The organism is Streptomyces sp. NBC_01591, from assembly GCF_035918155.1.
Classification (GTDB): domain Bacteria; phylum Actinomycetota; class Actinomycetes; order Streptomycetales; family Streptomycetaceae; genus Streptomyces.
In genome coordinates this window covers 4086341-4102922 of sequence record NZ_CP109327.1, presented here as the reverse complement: position 1 = coordinate 4102922, position 16582 = coordinate 4086341, and the positions used below count along the sequence as shown (strand labels likewise).

13 protein-coding genes are annotated in these 16582 nt (G+C 71.1%); 3 read left to right on the top strand and 10 right to left on the bottom strand.

What is annotated here, in order from left to right:
* Window position 1: 1 nt before the first annotated feature.
* From OG978_RS18975 to OG978_RS18965, 3 genes are all read right to left on the bottom strand, one after another.
* Complete coding sequence (locus OG978_RS18975; protein ID WP_326766377.1) at window positions 2-808, bottom strand: SGNH/GDSL hydrolase family protein; 807 nt, start codon at window positions 806-808, stop codon at window positions 2-4.
* 508 nt (window positions 809-1316) lie between these two features.
* Window positions 1317-1487 (bottom strand): hypothetical protein, encoded by a 171-nt coding sequence (locus tag OG978_RS18970; RefSeq protein WP_326766376.1) that lies wholly within the window; start codon window positions 1485-1487, stop codon window positions 1317-1319.
* Between the two features lie 144 nt (window positions 1488-1631).
* The gene (locus tag OG978_RS18965) at window positions 1632-2093 is read right to left on the bottom strand and encodes a TetR family transcriptional regulator C-terminal domain-containing protein (RefSeq protein WP_326766375.1); all 462 of its coding nucleotides are present in this window, start codon (window positions 2091-2093) and stop codon (window positions 1632-1634) included.
* On the opposite strand from OG978_RS18965, the gene OG978_RS18960 reads away from it, so the two are divergent.
* A complete protein-coding gene (locus OG978_RS18960; RefSeq protein WP_326766374.1) occupies window positions 2080-2688 on the top strand; it encodes a hypothetical protein in 609 nt (202 codons plus the stop codon). The two genes, OG978_RS18965 and OG978_RS18960, sit on opposite strands and share 14 nt — an antisense overlap.
* Window positions 2689-2709: 21 nt before the next feature.
* On the opposite strand, the gene OG978_RS18955 is transcribed toward OG978_RS18960, so the two are convergent.
* The 3 genes from OG978_RS18955 to OG978_RS18945 all read right to left on the bottom strand — a co-directional run bounded on the left by OG978_RS18955 (window position 2710) and on the right by OG978_RS18945 (window position 5208).
* The gene (locus tag OG978_RS18955; protein WP_326766373.1) at window positions 2710-3381 is read right to left on the bottom strand and encodes a TetR/AcrR family transcriptional regulator; all 672 of its coding nucleotides are present in this window, start codon (window positions 3379-3381) and stop codon (window positions 2710-2712) included.
* 329 nt (window positions 3382-3710) lie between these two features.
* Window positions 3711-3803 carry a CysS/YqeB C-terminal domain-containing protein gene (locus OG978_RS48320; RefSeq protein WP_442817712.1) on the bottom strand — a complete coding sequence of 31 codons (93 nt, stop codon included), beginning with the start codon at window positions 3801-3803 and terminating at the stop codon, window positions 3711-3713.
* Between the two features lie 160 nt (window positions 3804-3963).
* Entirely contained in the window at window positions 3964-5208 is a 1245-nt protein-coding gene (locus tag OG978_RS18945) for a DUF418 domain-containing protein (RefSeq protein WP_326766371.1), read from the bottom strand.
* A gap of 206 nt (window positions 5209-5414) precedes the next feature.
* Between OG978_RS18945 and OG978_RS18940 the strand changes: the two genes are divergently transcribed.
* Complete coding sequence (locus tag OG978_RS18940) at window positions 5415-5984, top strand: GNAT family N-acetyltransferase (protein ID WP_326766370.1); 570 nt, start codon at window positions 5415-5417, stop codon at window positions 5982-5984.
* Window positions 5981-6883, top strand: coding sequence for a PaaX family transcriptional regulator C-terminal domain-containing protein (locus tag OG978_RS18935; protein WP_326766369.1), 903 nt, complete (start codon window positions 5981-5983; stop codon window positions 6881-6883). The genes OG978_RS18940 and OG978_RS18935 overlap by 4 nt, the downstream gene beginning before the upstream one ends.
* Window positions 6884-7284: 401 nt before the next feature.
* On the opposite strand, the gene OG978_RS18930 is transcribed toward OG978_RS18935, so the two are convergent.
* Genes OG978_RS18930 through OG978_RS18915 form a run of 4 tightly spaced genes read right to left on the bottom strand, consistent with a single transcriptional unit; the run spans window position 7285 to window position 15831 of the window.
* Window positions 7285-8556: a TIGR02679 family protein gene (locus OG978_RS18930; protein WP_326766368.1), complete on the bottom strand. Its 1272-nt coding sequence runs from the start codon at window positions 8554-8556 to the stop codon at window positions 7285-7287.
* A complete protein-coding gene (locus OG978_RS18925) occupies window positions 8553-12797 on the bottom strand; it encodes a TIGR02680 family protein (RefSeq protein WP_326766367.1) in 4245 nt (1414 codons plus the stop codon). The genes OG978_RS18930 and OG978_RS18925 overlap by 4 nt, the downstream gene beginning before the upstream one ends.
* Window positions 12794-14119, bottom strand: coding sequence for a TIGR02678 family protein (locus tag OG978_RS18920; protein WP_326766366.1), 1326 nt, complete (start codon window positions 14117-14119; stop codon window positions 12794-12796). Before OG978_RS18920 ends, OG978_RS18925 begins: the two co-directional genes overlap by 4 nt.
* A complete protein-coding gene (locus tag OG978_RS18915) occupies window positions 14116-15831 on the bottom strand; it encodes a TIGR02677 family protein (RefSeq protein WP_326766365.1) in 1716 nt (571 codons plus the stop codon). Before OG978_RS18915 ends, OG978_RS18920 begins: the two co-directional genes overlap by 4 nt.
* Between the last annotated feature and the right edge of the window lie 751 nt (window positions 15832-16582).

Here is a 16582-nt window from a genome sequence, read left to right as displayed (position 1 = left end):
CCTACGCGGCCGAGCGGAAGGCGGGAAGGTAACCGCCGGACTGTCCGGCGGACTTGGGGTGGTACGAGTTGTAGATCGGGAACGACACGCTGTGGAGCCACGCGTCACCGGAGCACAGCTCGTGCCCGGTGAACTCGTCGACCACGCTGGAGAACGTGAACCCGGCGTCGGCCGCCTGCTTGGCGATGACCCCGTTCAGCACGTCGGACGCATTGTTGATGGCCGCCCGCTCCTTCTCCGAGAGCCCGGCGATGCAGCTGCCGCTCAGCTGGTAGAAGCGCGGGTAGCCCAGCACCACGACATGGGCCTGCGGGGCCCGCGAACGGATGGAACCGTAGAGCGAACTCAGGCCGGACGGAAGCGAGTTCTGCATCTGCGACACGGCCGAGCCGACGCTGCTGAGGCAGGTGGCCTCGCCGGACAGCACGCAGTCCTGCATGACATCGGCGAAGCCGACGTCATTGCCGCCCGCGGTGACGCTGACCAGACCGGTGGACGAGTTCAACGCCCCCAGCTGGGTCCCGGCCACCGAACCGGTCGTGGCGCCCGAACAGGCCACGAAGGCAAAGGAAGAAGGCGAGTTGGCGGCCGCCCAGAGGTAGGGGTAGGCGTTGGTGCTGCGGCGGCAGTCGCCGCTGTCGGACAGGTAACTCCCCGCACCGACGCCGGCGGAGTACGAGTCACCGAGGGCGACGTACCCGTCGGCGGCGGCCGAGGAGTCCGCCGAGGCCGGCTGGGCAACGCCCAGCGCGGCCACGGCGGCGAGGGCCAGAGTGGATGCGGACGCCCAGAATCTCCGTACTGACATGGCTGTCAGCCCTCCGAAGTGTGGGGGGTGGGTGGGGGGTTGATTGAGCGCCACGTTTCTAGCAGCTATTGGTACCGGCCGGTAATAGCTGCGGAAGAACTGGTCTGATATGCCCGAATGATCGTTCGGGGGTCATAGCTCCGCGCGTAGATAAACCTCCGGCCGTGACCCGAATGGGTGGTGTATCGGCGGGAGTTCGCGCGGCGTCGCGCGGCGTCGCGCGGCCGGTTGACGGGCGCGCGGTCCTACGGGATGCGGCAAGCGGATCCGCTCGGCATCCCCCTCAATGCCCCCTCGGTACCCCCCTCGGTACCCCCCTCAGTGCCAGCCGGCGTCCCCCAGGGGCCCCTACGGTGCCTCCCCTCGGCAGGCACCCGCAACAGGCGGGTAACCGCAACAGGCAGGAACCCGCAACAGGCGGGCACCCACAACAGAAACCGCCCTCTGCGGTGGCGATCCCGTGAAGGGGATGCCGCCGCAGAGGGCGGTTGTCGTGGTTCTAAGAGGATCAGTTGTGGCCGAACCTCCGCTGCTTCCGGTGGGAGACCTGTTCTGAGATCGAGCGCACCGTCTCCTGGGCAGCCGTTGGCTGCGTCTGCTCCTTCGTCTCCGGAGCAGCGCTGCGTTCGTGGCCGCCAGTGCGGGCACCGCGGTTCTGCCGACTCTGCTTCTTGCCCACGATCGTGCCTCCTGTTGCGGATCTCGGACGATGGGCCATCACCAGACTCGCATGTGGGTAAGAAAGGTGCATTTTGGGTGGTGGTCGTCGAGTGCGACTCCCTCCGGGGTGCGACTCCCCCGAAACGCGCCCCCCGGCTCCAGCTCACTCGTACTGGCGGCAACGGCCGGGAAAGACGGCCCGGACGCGTGCCGCGATGAGGTCGAGAGCGGCGCGGGAGGCGTCGGCGTCGGGGTCGGACCCGATTTCCAGGGCCAGGCCCTCGGCCAGGCAGTGGAGTTCGAGGGAGGCGAGGGCCGGATCGGTGTCGTGCGGAACCTCGCCGCACTCCTTTCCGTTGTGGACGGCCGTGGCGAGCATCGAGCGGATGAGCCGGCCCGTCTCGGCATGGGCGCGCGCGAGCTGCGGACTGTCGATGGTGCGGCCCAGGAAGGCCAGCACCACTCGGTGTGCCGAGCGGCGGCGCGGGTCCACCGGGAGCCATTCGGCGAGTCCTTCGACCACCACGTCGCGAATCGGCAGTCGCTGACGCGTGGCGCGTTCCCCGAGCGCCGAAACCCGGTCGAGGATCTGCCGTACGACGCGTTCGTGGGTGAACAGCAGCATCGGCCGCTACGGCCTCGGCTGGTCGGTCGGGACGCTCAAGGGAACCGGCGAGCGCATGGTCTGGAAGGACGGAGCGCTGCCCGGCCACCACGCCATGGTCGTCATGCTGCCCGACAGCGACCGGGCCGTGATCGTCCTGCAGAACGCCTACCACCAGCTGCGCGCCCAGGAGTTCGGTGACGCGGCGTTCGGAGTGGCGCGGATGCTGTCCGGAGCGGCCCCCCGCACCACGCCGACGGACCCGCTCGTCATCGCGCTGCCGTGGGCCATGGCCGGTCTCGCCGCTGTGCTGCTGCTGTGCGTGGCGGGCCCGGCCCTGCGCCGACTGCCCGGACGACGCGCGGCGGCCCGCGCCCGCTCCCGGCGCAGGATCGTGCTGACCGCCACCGCGTCGGTCACCGGGGCGCTGACCCTCGCGGCGCTCCTGTGGTGGCTGCCCTCGTCCCTGGGCGGCACACCGGCCATGGCGCTGTTGTGGATCCCCGATGTGGGGTGGGGCCTGGTGGCCGCCTTCGTACTCGCCCTGCTGCTTGCCGCGGAGCGTACGGTCCTCGCCGCCCTGGACCTGCGGTGGCAGCGGGCCGCCGCGCCGTAGCGCCCCTGCCACCGGTGGGCGTCAAGCCACGGCGTAGTCGGCGAGGGCCGGTTCGAGTACGTCGAAGGCGCGGGCCGCTTCCTCCCCGACGATCCCGGCGATCTCGGGGTTGGTGCGGCCGGCGAGCGTGAGGTCCTGGATGCGCCGGAACAGGGTGCGCTGCACGGCGCCGAACAGGGCTGCGGCCGTGCGTGTGGTGATGTCGTCGGCGGTGGATCCGGTGGCCTCGGCGAGGGCGTCGGCCAGTGCTTCCTCGCGTTGGTCGTGCAGGCCGCGCAAGCAGACCGAGAGGGTGGGGCTGTCCGCGATCATGCGGGAGAACTCCGGCCCCGCGAAGCCGCAGACCGGATCCTGTGCCGCCACCGCGGCCTCGAAGGCGCGGCGCAGTGCGGACAGGGCGGATTCACCGCTGTCCCGGGAGGCCACGGTGCGCGCCAGGCTCGCGATGAACTCGTCCTGGTGGTCGAGGGCCAGGTCCTCCTTGCGCGGGAAGTAGTTGGTCACCGTCTTCTTGGCGACGCGGGCCGCGGCGGCGATCTCCGCGATGGTCGTCTTCTCGAAGCCCCGCTCGATGAAGAGCCTGGTCGCGTGGTCGGAGATCAGCTGCCGGGTCTCCCGCTTCTTGGACTCCCGCAAGCCCATCGGCTCGGTGTGCTCCGGGGCACTCGCCTTCGCGTCTGTGTCGATACTCATGGGCAAATCTTACCCTCGTGGCATTTTTATGCTGACCCCCTGTGGTTGCTGGTCTAACGTTGCGTCCGGACTGCCTGTACGCCGGGTTCGGGGTGGCCGCGCCCTTCACTCTGATCTGGCACGACGCCGACATCGCCCGCCAGGCGCTTGCGGCCGTCGTCCGGGACGCCGAGAAGGGGCTCACCTACTTCGAGGAGATCGTGCAGCTCCTCGAAAGCCACGGCGTCACAGTCCTCTGCGGTGGCGCGGCGGACTTGCCTGACAGCCAGGGCCTTGAACTGCTCGTGCGTGGCATCCCGTCCATCCGCTCACGCCGAGGACCAGGATTCCTATTCGGCTTCCACCTGCTGGACGCGGCGCCACCACTGCCGCTTGCCCGTGTCGTGTACGACCACGCCGAGCCCGGCCAGTTCCTTCCGCAATTCCGCGATGCCCTTCTCCCCTTTCCTTTTCAGGGCCGAGGCCCGCGCTTTGAAGAACGGGTATCCGTGAGCTCGAAGGCCTTCCGCGAGCTGCTTGATCGACGGCAGGTCCGTGCCCTCGTTCTTGCTCTGCAGTCGTGACCGGCCGGGGTGCCCGGGTTCAGCCCGGCAGACGCCACGGTGGTACTGACAGCGTGGTCCAGGCGCGCAGCAGCCATTCCAGCGGGCCGTAGGCGTGGTGGCGCAGCCACCATCGGGCGGCCACTGCCTGTGCCGCGAACAACGTCAGGGCGATCGCCGCGACGCCGATGGGTGCGACACGGCCGATCAGGGCGGCCCCGAAGCCGGTGAACAGCAGGGCACAGACCAGGGATTGACCGAGATAGTTGGTCAGCGACATGCGGCCCGCCGGCGCGAGCGCGGTGACCACGGCCTGGCCGCAGCGGCCACCGGCGAGGCGAAGCACCGTCGCCGCGTAGGCGGCGGCCAGCAGGGGAGCCGTGATCACGTCGAGGCCCATGGCGAAGAGCTGGTACGCGGACTCGGGGTGGTTCAGGCTCGCGTCCGCGTACACGATGCCACCCAGCAGCCCGACCGTGAAGCCGGCCCACTGGAGTCGCCGCAGGAGCCGCTGGTGCCGGTCGGTGTCCGCGAGGGCCCGTCGGCGGCCGGCCGCCAGGCCCAGCAGGAAGGCGGCGAGTGCGGACGGCGCCTGGAAGAAGATCAGCAGAAGGGCCACGTCCGGCAGCTTCTGGAGGTGGGCGCCGATGATGGATGCCGGTCCACCGCGCAGGGCCTCGGTCGCCTGGGCCGCGGCGGACGCCGTGGACGCGGGGATCGTGCCGCCCCCGCCCGCGTGCCCGACGGCGAGCGCGAGGAGCGCGTATCCGACGGCGGTCACCGCCAGCAGCACCACCGCGATCCGCACCGCGGTACGGGGCTGGACACGGCGCAGTGCGAGCAGGACCACGCCGAGGATGGCGTACAGGGTGAGGATGTCGCCGGGAAAGAGGATGACGGCGTGCACGACGCCGATCACGAACAGCCCGGTCAGGCGCCGCAGGAGGCGTGGTGTGAACCGGGCGCCGCATCGCTCGGCCGAGTCGATCTGCAGCGTGAAGCTGTAGCCGAACAGGAACGAGAACAGCAGGAAGAACTTCGCCTCGAAGAGCACCGCCACCAGCCCGCGGACGGCCTCGCTCAGCGGCCCGCCGAGACCCGGGTCCTCCAGGCCGGTGCCGTGATAGGCGGAGGCCATGTAGGTGATGTTGACCATCAGGATGCCGAGCAGTGCGAAGCCGCGCAGCGCGTCGACCTGCGCCAGCCGGGCGCCGCCGCTCGGCCGCTGTTCCCCTGCCGTGGGGAGGGGATGCGGGGGGCTCTCCGTAAGCGGTCGGGCTCTCACAGGGACTCCAATCTATCGAATTAAAAACGGTCGTACCGAATACGAGCGTAATCTCAACGTACTATGATTGTCGACAGGGGGCGCACGGTGCCCCGCTTCGCTTCGGGAGAGGGAGGACTGTGGGAGTGCCGCAGGAGCCGACGGGCTGGGGCGACAGTGGCGTCCCCTGCCTGCACAGGGGGATCCCCGAAGGAGTCGAACGGCAGGTGGCCGCCCTGTACTGGGAGGCGTTCGGCCGCAAGCTCGGCAGCGCGCTCGGCCCGCCCGCGAAGGGCCGGGCGTTCCTTGCCTCCCATCTGCACCACGACCGCGGTATCACCGCGCTCGACGGCACGGGCCGCGTCGTCGGCGTCGCCGGCTACGACCTCGCGGGCCGTGCGCTGTCCGGCGGCTCGGCGCGTGACGTGCTGTCCGGCTACGGCCCCCTACGAGGGCTGCCCCGGCTCGCCCTCCTCGCCCTGTTCACCCGGAAGCCCGCCGAGGGTGAACTGGTGATGGACGGCATCTGCGTGGCAGCGGCACATCGCGGCGCCGGCATCGGCGGCCTGCTGCTGCGTGAGATCGCCGCCGTGGCCGCCGAGAACGCCTGCTCCCGGATCCGGCTCGACGTCATCGACGTCAACCCGCGCGCCAAGGCCCTGTACGAACGCCACGGCTTCAGTGCCGCACGCACCCAACGGACCCCGTGGCTACGGAAGCTGATGGGGTTCGGTGCCGTCACCACCATGCACCGGCCCGTCACCCCCGACGACCTGGGCGGAGGAAGCCCCCGATGAATCACGCACGGCAGGACCACGTACACCGTCCGGAGATCCCCACGCGGCTGCTCGTACACGCCCTGGTCCGTGAGGACGGGACCGCCGACGCCGGTGAGCTCTACGCCGTCGCCGGACTCCTCGGCATGACCGACCAGCAGGTCCGGCTGTGCATCAAACGCCTTGTCGCCGAAGGCCGGTTCACCCAGGACGGGCGGGGCCGCAAGGCCGTACTACGGGCTGTCGCCGATGCCGCGACCGGCGCCGTCGCTCCCGACACAGACCATGTCCGTCACGCCTACCGGCAGGACCGCGGACTCGCGCCCTGGGACGGCACGTGGCACCTGTTCGCCTTCGCCATTCCGGAAGCGCGCCGCACCGCTCGCGACACCCTGCGTGAAACCCTGCTGCACTTGGGCGCGGCCCCCGTTCAGGGCGGCCTGTACGTCGCCGCCAACCCCATCGCCGATCTGGTCGAGGCCCAGGCCCGCCATCTCGACGTACTCGACGCCGTCACCTTCCTCACCAGTACCGACCTGCGCATCGGAGACATCGATGACCCCCGCCAACTGGCCGCCACCATATGGCCCTTGGACGAGATCGCTGCCCGGCACGAACACCTCGCCGCCTTTGCCGGGACCTGCGCCGACCGACTGGCCCACGGAGCGGACCTGTCCGGGGTCGAGCGGCTCACCCTCGCCGTCGAACTCGCCGTGGAGTTCAGCCGCGCCATGACCCCCGATCCGCTGCTGCCCCCGGAACTGGTGCCCCGGCCCTGGCCCGGCAGCCGCGCCCGCCGGCTCGCCCAGGAATGCTGGACCGCTCTCCGGGCCCTCCCCGCCGCGCAGGGCAACCCCACGTCACTGCCTCGCCTGTTCCGCCTCTACGGCGACGCGATCATCGAGCCCGACGGGCGGTGATGCGCGTGCCGGAGGGCGAGCCAGGACGGTGCCAGACCGTGACGGCGCTCGGAGCCGCGTCCCGGTTCACGCCCGCCTCCGGGCGATCAGCCAGGCTGCGGCGCCTGCGGCGGCACCCACAATGACCCCCACGGGAAGACGGTCACTCTGCTTACGCGGTGATCGCGGCTGGGAGAAGCCGACCAAGATCTTCTCCCGGATTTCGCCCAGACGATCTCCAGAAACCACTCAGGGGCGGGTGGGGCCGGCACCGGGTGGGATGCTGTTTTGCCTGGTCAGGGCGTGGGGGCGGGGTGGTCTCGGGCAGTCTGGAAGGGGCTTGGGGAGAGGGTTGGCTCCCAAACGGCTCCCAGAATCCGTGGCGCGGCCCGGGCCAGGCCAGACCGTTCGCTCCGTCTCCACTACGTGGGGTCGGACAGATCCCCCACCAGCAGGTCAAGAGTCGCCTCCTCATGAAGTGCCACGCCGAGCGCGGCCATGGCAGGCGCGAGCCCCGGGTCCCAGTCCGCGTCGACCGGGCGGCCTTCAAGAGGTAGTTGTGGGACACCCTTTGCCTGGCTGGCAGCGGCGAGGCGTTCGTAGTCCTCGGCGCCCATGCGCCACGGCAGGGCTTCGTAGCGGCGGATGATCCGGTTGGCCAAAGTGATGCCCGGCCAGTCGAAGTCGCCGTGGTAGGCGAAGCGGCAGCCGGTGGAGGCGAGGGCGTCGAGGAGGGTGAGGACCACCGTCGCGGCGCTGCCGGACGTGCAGACCAGGGCTCCGGCACAGCCCGCATCCGCCGCGGCTTCCACCACGCGCGGGTTCTCGCAGATGTGGACGACGGTTCCGGCCGGCAGCTGGAGCCGCAGGTCGAGCAGATCGCGCGGTGTCAGGTGGGTCTCGGCGTGGTGGTCGGCCCGCTCTCGCAGTGACCTCGCACGCCAGTCCTCGCCAACGGGCCGGAGTCCGTAGGTCAGCACCGTGCTGGAGACCTCGTCCGGTGTGACGGAGACCAGCCGCCACAACGCGCGCCGGCCGGCTGCGTTGCTGGGCAGGTCCGTGTTGTGGGCCAAGGCGATGCCGCGCTGGACGAGGCGGGCGAGCCAGGTGCCGTCGTCCAGGCCGTGCGCCGAACCGGTCACCGCTGCGGCAAGCTCGCCACGGCCCCGCGTGCCGGTGCGTTCCGGATCGAGCAGCACGGTGAGCACCCGGACCGCTTGCTGAAGCGTCCGCACCGCCGCTTCGGGCGTCACTCCTTTCGGAACGCCGGTGCGGCGCAGCACGTCGGACCACTGCCTCGTCCACTCCTGCCGGGCGAGCAGGGAGGCGTCGAGGGACGCGGTGAGCGATGTCCAGACGTGTTGCCGCTGTGCCGCGTTCTCCTCGCGGGCCGCACGGCGATCGGTGAGCGGAGGACCGAGTTCCTCCAGGACCTCCCTGAGCCCGAGCCCCGCAGCCGAGGCCCGCAGGCGTTCGTCGAGCGCGTCGAGCCTCACGGTCACGGCCGTACCCGTAAGGGGCTTGCCCAGCAGGAGTGACAGGTCGTTCCGTTCCTGGGCGCTCACCGCGGTCAGCCGGAGGGAGCCGGTGGACTGTACGCCGTTGCCCTCCAAACGTCTGCGTGCCGCGCTCCAGAGTCGGGTGAGACCGGGGCCTGCCAGCCAGTCGCGTGTGGCGGGTGGAAGTCCGCTCATACCGGCGCCAGACGCCGGTGGCGACCGTTCCATGTGTAGTGCAACGTGGCCACCCCGCGCACATGGGGGTCGCGTAGGCACTCGTAGATGTGCAGGGACGGGACCTCGGCCCAGTTGCCCATCAACCGCTCGCTCGTGAGGACGAAGTCGAGATCCAGATCGACGAGGATGCGGCCCAGGCGCCCGTGCGTGGGTTCGTCGACCTTGGCGAAGGCGTCGTCCAGGAGGATCAGCCGCGGCGCGTGCGGGGCCGAGTCGGCGAGGCTGGTGAAGTGGGCGGCAGCGGCGGCGAAGAGCACGAGGTACGAGAGCACGCGCTGCTCTCCCTGGCTCAGGCCGGTGCGGCCGGTCAGCTTCCTCCTGCGTCCGGGGGCGGCGTCCTCGACCACGAAGGTGTGGAAGGTGAACCATGCGCGGTAGTCCAACGCGGTCCGCAGATGGGCCGTGTAGCCGGCCGAAGGTTCGGCGCGCCGAGCATCCTCGATGCGGCGTTGCAGTACCTCGCGAAGCTGCTCGGTCTGCTCGCGAGTCCGGAGGCTCGACGGGCTGCGCAGCAGTTCGACGGCCACCCGCACGTCGGCGTCCACGTCCTCGTCGAGCTTCCAGAGCAGTTCCACGCCGAGGCCGTGCGAGGTCCGTACGGTCTTCAGAGTGTCGTTGAGAGCCGCGACCAGGTTGGCTGCCGTGATGACCTGCGCGGAGAGATGGTCGCCGAGCTCGCCGGTCAGGAAGCGCTGGAACACCTCGCTCTCGCGCTCGGTCAGCCGTCCTCTCGCCTCCGCGGACTGCACAGCGATCCGCTCGCCCACGACCGCGACATCGTGCGAACCGTGGTCGTCGAGCAGACGGCACACCTTGATGCCGTCGCGCTCGTCGAGCTGTGCGTCGTAGCCGCCTGCCAGTTGATCGCGCAGCGCTGTGTGCCGTTTGAGGAGAGTGCCGTCCGATACCTCGTCCTGCGAACCGACGAGGACCTGGTCCACTGCCTCCGCCAGTGCACGCAGCGCGCGTAGGCGGTCACGGACGTCCGAACCGGGGTCGTCCGAGACATGGTCGGGCAGAGACGACCGGTCCAGCCCCGCCCCGTTGACGACCTCCGGACGGCTGAGAGCATCGCGGAGAGCGCGGCCGGTGTCGATGACCGTCGCCTCCTGCTCCGCCAGTTCCTCGCGTAGACGCTTCTCCTCCTCTTCCGCACGCACGCGTTGATCGCGCAGTTCGTTGTGGGCACGCTCTCTCGCCGGGATGGCGCCCACGGCGTTCGTGATGCGCTCCTTGGCCGCCTGCTCGTTGGCGAGGATCTTCTCCTCGGACGATCCGACGGCCGCCTCTCGGGTCCGGAGGTCCTGCTGCGCGGTGCGTAGTTGCCGGTGGCGAAGCCGGTAGCCCTCTTCCGCCTCCGAGCGTCCCTCGCGGGCCCGCGCGTACCGACGGTCGTCCGCCTGACTTCCGCCGAGCCGAGCGACCGTACCGCTGACCGCCCTGCGCAGGTGACCGATACCGGTGAGCAGGGAAGCCAGCGCGGTGCGTACGCGGTCCAGGGCGGCGGCATCGGTGGGCAGGTCATGGGCGGTCGCGGTGGCGTCCGCCTCGGTGCGCGCCGAGACGGCGAGAGCGCGGGCCTCCTCGGCCAGCCGTGCCGCACGGGCTGCCTTGGCGGTCACGTCTCGCAACGCCCTCTCCTCCGAAGTACTCATGCTCCAGGCGTCGGAGAGCTGCTGCGCCCGAGGGAAGTCGCGTTCCGCAAGAATGAGGGCCCGTCGCCTGGAATCGGCTGCGGCGAGTTCGTTACGGGCTTCGGCCAGCCGCCGTTCCGTCTGCCTGAGCCGGTCTTCCAGTTCGGCCAGTGCGCGCCGCCGGGTCTCGGCCCGCACGGCTGCGCCCACGTACTCGGCGACGCTCTTGTGGTGCCGGCCGCGCAGGGCTCCCAGACGCCAGCTTCCGTCGAAGTGGACCGCACTGGCGGTCGTGGTCTCCGAGGCCGGTGCGAGCGCGATGGCTGACAGCAGGCATTCCACCTGCGCGGACGTGATGCCGCACTCCGGATGCGGGACCGGGCGCAGGGCCGAGGCGAGGTTCTGCGCTACCGGCAGCGGTTCGGGGCCCGGCTGCAGAAGGGTGTCCCCGGTGAGGGGGTTGAGAAGGGCACCACCCGCGCTGACCCACGCATCGAGGATCCCACTCGCCTCCAGCGCCGCCTCCAGGCCGCCCCGTTCGGTGGAGGCCAGGTGCTCCGCGAAGTCCACCAACCGGTAGAAGGGCGCGCCGCCGGCCGGATCCCTCTCCGCGGTGCGGTGGTACGGGGACGGAGGCTCGGGGTCGGTACGCCGTTCCCAGTCCTGCCTCTCCTTGGTCAGGCGGTCGATCTCCTCGACGAGCCGGCCGACGCCGAGCGCCAGCGCGTCGCGGTGCCGGATGAGGGCATCCGCGTACGGCTCCAGGGTCGCGTGGGCTGTCTGCCGCGCGCGGGTGTCGATGTCTGCCGGGAGCGTGCGGTCCGAGAACGGCGCGTCGGGGTCGGTCGCGCAGGCCACTTCAGCGAGGACGGCATCCAGCGGCGGGCAGTCGGGCCCCGCTGCGGTCCGTGCGCCCTCCACCCACGCGGCGACCTCGTCGGCGTACCCTCGACTCTCCTCCGCGACCTTCTCGCGGTTGACTTCGAGACGGTCGGCGGCCTCCTCCGCCTCGCCCTCCAGCCGTTCCCGCTCCCCGTCGGCCTGCGCTGCCCGGGCTCGGGCTTCATCGGCCTGCGAGGAGAGACGGGCCACCTCCTGGACCATCCGTTCCCGGTTCCGTACGACGGCTTCGGCATCTCCCAGTTGCCCCTGCCAGGACCGCAGCCCAGCCTCCGTCGTGGCCGTGTCCACGCGCACCACCGGCCGGTGCCGTACGATCTGCGGTTCCCCGTCCGGGCTGGTCAGTTCCGTCTGCGTCGACGGGGAGTGGACCGTGCGCGGCAGAGCCACCGCGTCGCCGAGATGTCCGGCGGGAAGCCCCGCCCTCTCCGCCTGGGCCAGCAGCTCCCGGTGTTCGGTGGTCAGTTCGGTGAGTCGGCTGCCCAGGTCCTCGACACCCTCGGCCAGCCGTTCGGCCACGCCCTCTTCCGCCTCGTGCGCGCTGCGCAGAGCGGCGAAGGCGGTCATGGCCGTGGTGTGCAGGGCCTCCACCGTGCTGCGGCGTTCCGACAGTTCGCGCAGGCTGCGGTAGGCGTGGCTGTCGTGCAGAGCGGCAAGGTCCGTCCGGGCGGACTCTTCCTCCTCGCGGAGCGTCTCCAGCCCGGCTTCCGATTCCTTCTCCTGTCCCTTCAGGGCGCCCGTGTGCTGTGCGGCGTCCCCGGCCTTCCGGCGTCGTCCGGAGAGGGTGTCCAGTTCCCGGCTCACGTCCCGGGCCGAGGCGCGCAGGACACCGGCGAGGTAGCGGCGGTAGTCGGCGAGGAACGTGCGCAGCGCCGCGTCGGTACGTTCCAGGCGGGCCAGTTCGCCCCGCACGGTGTCCAGGTCGTGGAGGTTGCGCGCCACCTTCTCGACCACGTCCTCGTCGAGCCCGGGCAGGGTCTCGCTCAGCAGAACGGCCAGGCCGCCGTGCTCGATGCGGTCCCCGACCGTGGGGCGCCGCAGCCGGTGCAGGAGCTGGGTGAGGTTGCGGTAGCGCGTCGCGTCCGTGATCCCGAAGAGGTCCCGGGCCACGCGGGCACGGTGCTCGACAGCCCGGTCCGTCGTGTTGTCGGAGCCGACGATCTCCTTGAGCCGGTCGAGGGCAAGTGGCTTGCCCGCCTCGACCAGGCGCAGATCCTTACCGACGCGCAGTGTGGTGACGAAGAAGGTCGGCACCGCCTTCTGCGCCGACTTCGAGGCACGGACGGCCGCGCCGAGCGTCAGATAGCGGTGGTCGCCGCCCTCATCCGTACCTCGGAACTCCACCCACAGGTAGCCGAGGCGGTTGGTCTGCTCGAAGCCGTCCAGCATCAGCCAGGCGAGCGTCGTCCGCCCGGTGCCGGTTGCGTCCAGGGCCCGGGAGTCGCCGTCCAGGAGGTACGGGAGCAGCATCTCCAGGGCCTTGGACTTGCCCGCGCCGTTCTTGCCGCGCAGCAGCAGCCGCCCGTCACCGAACGCGAACTCCTGCTCGTCGTACTGCCAGACGTTCTGGATGCCCGCGCGGTGCAGCCGGAAGCGGGTGCTCGCCGTCGTCGTCGAGGGGCCGGAACGCGGAAGCGGGACGAGGCCGCGCGCGTCGGTGGTCATAGCGGCAACTCCTGCTGTGCATCGGTGGCTTCGGGGCTCACGCCGGTCGTACGCACGGTGACGCGGGTGGCGTATCGGGCTGCCGCGGCGAGCAGTACCCAGCCCTCGCCGCCGGGCCGGGCTTCACGGACGTCGGTGACCTGGCGGCCTTCCGGCAGCTCTCCGGCGTATCCCTCCGGCAGCCCCTCTCCCTCGGATCGCAGCGGACCGGCGGGGGCGAGCAACCGCATACGGGACAGCAGGTCCAGCACGGCTTCGCGCAGGGCGCGGAGGTCTTCGAGGTAACCGCGCTGCCAGTTGCTGCGGCTTCCGTACTCGGCGACCAGATCGGCCAGCAGCTCATCCATCACGCCGTCCGGAACGGCCACCCCGACGACGAGCACGCCGCCGGTCGCCGGATGTCCGGGCTCGGGTGGGCGGAGCCGTTCCACCAGCCGTTCCACCAGCAGCAGTGCGGCCTGGGCGACGGTCCCCGTCCCGGGAAGGTGGAGATCGGTCAGCTCCTCCTCGGGGTCGACCAGTGCCACTCCCTCGGCGCGGATCTCCGTTTCCAGGCCCAGGAGTTCGAGGAACGCCTGGGCTTCCCGGCGCTGGCGGGTGCGGAGCCAGTCGCGTTCGGCGTCGGTCAGCTCGTCGAGGTGGACGACGGGTGTCTCGACGAGCATCCGGCGCACGTAGGTACGCGGCCCTCCGAACCCCGGGTCCGCCGCTCGCCGGACCAGGTCGGCACCGTCCCGCGACTGGGCGAGCGGTCCGGCCACGATGACGCGGGCGAGCTCCCGGTCGACTGTGATCAGCGCCTCCCCGTCGGCCTCCTGGGCGATGACGCCCACGTGGCCATGCGTCTCGATGAGGACGCCCCACTCGACGAGCTGGCGCAGAGCCGCGACCAGGGTCCGTTTCCCGGCTGCTCGGCCCGTCTCCTCCAGCTCGATGTCCGCGTCGGCCGCCGCGGCCCGGATCTCGGCGACGAGCTGCGACAACAGCATCTGCTCCGGTGCGGTGACCAGCACCGACAGGGCCAGCGCGAGGCAGGCGTAGGTGTGCGGCGTGAAGGGCGTGCCGGTGGACCGCACGAGCCGGTGTCCCGACCGCGCTCCCAGCCCGGCCTTGAACAGCCGGGCATAGGAACTGTCGACCAGGAGGCGGTAGCCGAGCACCTGCTGGAACCGCCCGCCCAGCCAGTCGGCGTGTCTGCGGACCAGCGGGAAGAGGTCGGCGTGCGGGCCGTCCGACGTGACCAGCGGATGGGCGAGCAACAGCCGTGCGGCGGTACGGCGTTCGGTGGCCAGGGCCACGTCGTGGGCGGAGGGGAGAGTCACGACACACTCATCTCCGCTGTGTCGGCGTGCGCCGTGCCTGACTGCGCCACACTCGCCTCGCCCCCGGTCGACTCCTCTTCGCCCGCCTCACCGTCCGCTGTGGCAGCCGTCCTGCGGACGACCAGCTTCAGGTCGTCCAGCAGCAGGTCCCCGTCGGCCGAGCGGAGAAGCGTCCGCGTGCCCGCCGTACGGTGCACGGTGAGCCGGATGCCCAGATCGGCGTCCTCGCTCCACGCCGCGTCCAGACCGAAGCCCGGCATCTCCTCCCCGCCCGCTTCGGCGCGCCGCTTGAGCTGCGCGTTCCCGAGTGCCGTGGCCAGCAGTTCCAGGAGCAGGCTCAGCGCCGCCGAGGTGAGCCGTACGCCGTCGAAACGGCCGGACGCGCTGCACAGCTCGTCAGCCGCCGCCCTCCTGTCCGCAGCCCGCTGACGTGCTGCCTCCCGCAGCCGTTCCTTCTGCGCGGAATGGTCCTCCACCGACGCCGTCCGGCCTCGCTGCGCGCGGCTGCCCCTCTCGCGCAGCGCGACCGGGACCTCGACCACCGGGCCGGTCCACCAGCTGGTGTAGGCGGGCACCACCTCGTCGGTGGCGGGCGGTATGCCCAGGTGGCGGGCACCGTAGAGACCGAAGGCCGCGACAGCGATGTCGTGCGCGTCCTGCGGCGCGGCCTCGTCGAACCACCGGGCCAGCCGCAGCAGGTCCCGGCGCCGCGACATCTCCCCGGTGGCCGAGCGCAGCATCCGCCTGGCGTTGGCCAGCAGCGATTGAAGGGCCCGCAGGGTGGCGTCCCGCAGCTGGTCGACCTGGCTGCCCTGCCCGTCGGTGTCCCTGAACCAGCCCCGCAGCCCCTCCCAGTCCGCGAGTTCGCGTCCCCGGCTGCGCTGCACCCGGGACTCCGTGCGCCCTTCGCTCTGCGACGAAAGCCCGGCGAGGCCCTGGGCGTGGGTGTCCAGCCGGTCCAGCAGGGCCGGGAGACGGGGCCACAGCGTGTCCAGTGCGGCCGAGATGCGGGGCGCGCGGAAGGCCACGTCCTCCGTGATCGCCTCGACGTAGTCCAGGAGCAGTTCCTTGAAACCCTGGTACTCGCCGCTGTCCAGGTCGTACCGGGCGAGCACCTGGCCGAGGTAGGCGTAGAAGTCCCGGACGGAGTCCGCGAACTCGGCGAACTGCACGAACAGCGTGCTGACCCGCTCCAGCCCGTCCTGCGGGGCGATGCCGCCCGGCTCGGTGACCAGCTCGGCCAGCTCCCGGAGCCCGCGCTCGACCAGGGCCAGCAGCTCGTTGCTCACCTCACGGGCGGCGTCGGCCTCGGCCAGCACCCCGTCGGCGTCCCGCTGGACGTGCTCGCCCAGCCTCGACAACTGGTAGCGCGCGCGGGAACGCTGGTACTCGGTGATGCTGGACGCCTTCACCGTATGGCTGCCGCGCAGGAGGTTGCCCCACCGCTCCAGCTGCTCCAGCCGCGCTGTGAGGGTGTCGCCGTCGAGTCCCGCACCCGGCCCGCCGGACTCACGCAGCTTCGCCATGACGTCCGGGACAGCCGGGTCCGCCAGGAGCGTCCCGCAGAAGACCCGCATGATCGCGAGGTACTCCAGCCGCTCCGGCGCGCTCAGGTAGGCGTACGCGTCCAGGCGTCGGCGCGTCTCGTCGGTGCCGGGTGCCGAAGACGCGTCACCGGATTCCGGCGGGGTGCCGGGTGCGGGTTCCTCCATGTCTGCGAGGTTACGTGGAGGGTTCGGCAGACGACGCGGGGTGGCCGGAATTGGTCCGGGAGGCTGCTGATGTGTGGCTCGGCGCACGTTCACCCTCCCGCTGGGAAGGGCGAACGTGCGCTGTGGGAGGCCGGTTCCGGCCACTGGCCGACTTCGGGTCCTACTCGTGCTGCGTCTCGTTGGCCAGACTGCTGGACGGGGGCGACGGGGGAGGGGAGGCGTGCATGGCGGCTCGGCGCGGACGAGGTGCGGCTGTGCGGAGGCGGAAGGCGGTCCGCCTGAAGCGGGTGGCTTTGGGCGGGGGCGCTGCGACAGTCCTCCTGATGGTGGTCTGCGGTCTGGCCCTGTCTCGTCGGGGCATTGGTGCTGGGCGGCGTGGGTGCATCCGTCTGGTGGCTCCGGCGTACGGACCGAGAGGCCCGCGAGCGGGACCGTCTGTGGCGGCAGGCCGACAGGGTTCGGACCGGGCGCCGGACGCTCGCCGAGATGGACGCGATGACGGGCACGGAGTTCGAGGAGCGAGGAGGAAGGCGGCATCCAGCCATCTCCGCTCCCTTGCGGCGCAGGGATACCGACGGCGGCTCACAGCCGGTCCGGACAGTCACACTGAACGGGCCGCCCTGCCCGAGTACGCGAACGTTGCGCAGGCCCCCAACCTGCACCTGCTCTGACGGCCAAGGGGAGGCAGCCCCGGGGCCCTCAGCCTGCTGGAGTCGGGAGCCGAATGTCGAGGTCGGCTCCCAAACGGCTC

Coding starts and splice junctions, on each gene's coding strand:
- OG978_RS18975 (WP_326766377.1), bottom strand. CDS start 808: ATGTCAGTACGGAGATTCTGGGCGTCCGCATCCACTCTGGCCCTCGCC.
- OG978_RS18965 (WP_326766375.1), bottom strand. CDS start 2,093: ATGCTGCTGTTCACCCACGAACGCGTCGTACGGCAGATCCTCGACCGG.
- OG978_RS18955 (WP_326766373.1), bottom strand. CDS start 3,381: ATGAGTATCGACACAGACGCGAAGGCGAGTGCCCCGGAGCACACCGAG.
- OG978_RS18935 (WP_326766369.1), top strand. CDS start 5,981: ATGAATCACGCACGGCAGGACCACGTACACCGTCCGGAGATCCCCACG.
- OG978_RS18930 (WP_326766368.1), bottom strand. CDS start 8,556: ATGAGCGGACTTCCACCCGCCACACGCGACTGGCTGGCAGGCCCCGGT.
- OG978_RS18925 (WP_326766367.1), bottom strand. CDS start 12,797: ATGACCACCGACGCGCGCGGCCTCGTCCCGCTTCCGCGTTCCGGCCCC.
- OG978_RS18915 (WP_326766365.1), bottom strand. CDS start 15,831: ATGGAGGAACCCGCACCCGGCACCCCGCCGGAATCCGGTGACGCGTCT.